General features: G+C 38.0%; 1 protein-coding gene. It reads left to right on the top strand.

Features of this window, described 5'->3' with window-relative positions; translation table 11 throughout:
* Nucleotides 1-86: 86 nt before the first annotated feature.
* Nucleotides 87-1,405, top strand: a 1,319-nt coding sequence (locus tag J2S13_RS16830; RefSeq protein ID WP_307258978.1) for an IS4 family transposase, incomplete at its 3' end; no start/stop codon positions are given.

Below are 1,405 nucleotides of genomic sequence, written 5' to 3'. Positions count from 1 at the left end.
CCTTTTTTAAAATAAAAAAACACCTCAATCTTTGGTATAGTGAGATTGACTAGAAATCACTACCATACAGAAGAGGTGTCCCCTATATGATAGACCAAAATAGCCAATACAATCAACTACCCAAAGAACTTGATTCTGTTTTTTCCGAACTTGAAATGAATAAACATTTGCGCAAAGCAGGGATTAAAAAATCCTTTGGTTTTAGCTGTTCTTACTTATTTCAACTTGTTTTCTGTTTGATTTTTCAACACAAAAATTGGTTTTCCCTTCTTGAGTCAAAGAAAGCAGATAAATTTCCAGCCAAGGATGCCGTTTATCGCTTTTTAAATCACTCAACATTTAATTGGCGCCGTTTCTTGCTGCTTTTAAGTTCTTTTACGATTCAAAAAGTAACTCGTCTGACCAATAAGAATCGTCCAAAAGTATTGATTGTGGATGATTCGGCCTATGATAGAAATCGTAGTAAAAAGGTTGAATTACTAGCACGCTGCTTTGATCACGCATCCCTTAAAATGCGTTTCTACAAAGGCTTTCGTATGTTGACTTTAGGCTGGTCTGATGGTTACACATTTATGCCCATCGACTTTTCTTTACTTAGCTCAAAGAAAGCTCAAATCAATGGAATCTCTGAACAAATTGACAAGCGCACTTGTGGCTACAAACGCCGTAAAAATGCTTTACAATCAGCGCCAGAGCAGATTCCTGATATGATCAAACGTGCGCTAGCGAATGGCATAGACGCAAGTTATGTCCTAATGGATACTTGGTTTACATTGCCACCACTTGTTAAAGCAGTTGTAGAACAGGGATTAGACGTAATTGGCATGGTCAAAGAAACAAAACAACGTTATAACGTAAACGGGAAAAAGGTTTCTTTAAAGCAACTTTATCGCTTAGCCGATCCCGTTCAATCTAGGAAAGGAATTCTTCGTTCCATCCATACGATGATGGCGAATGGGACATCCGTTAAAGTTGTATTCATTCAAAACAGAAACAAGAAAAGCGAATGGCTTGCCATCCTGAGTACCGATTGCACCCTTTCAGAGCAGGAAATCATCCGAATTTATGGGATGCGTTGGGATATTGAGGTTTTCTTTAAGACAACCAAATCTCTCTTAAAACTTCAAAAAGAATTCCAAAGTCGCTCATATGATGGGGTGATTAGTCATACCACTATTGTCTTTGCACGTTTTATTGTGCTTTCGTGGCAAAATCGCTGTAACACCGACCAACGCACCATTGGCGGACTATTTTACGAATTATGTGATGAAGTAAATGAACTTGATTGGGCTGTCGCATTACAGCAGTTAATCGAGCTTCTTCAAGATGCGTTAAAAAAGACGAATAAGAAAATCAAAAATTTAATTCAAAGTCAACTTAAGCAGTGGATCTCTGGCCTTCCTAG

The sequence above is a fragment of the Oikeobacillus pervagus genome (assembly GCF_030813365.1).
Taxonomy (GTDB): domain Bacteria; phylum Bacillota; class Bacilli; order Bacillales; family DSM-23947; genus Oikeobacillus; species Oikeobacillus pervagus.
Note: the sequence above shows the minus strand (reverse complement) of the source record. Positions and strands in the feature narration are given on the sequence as shown.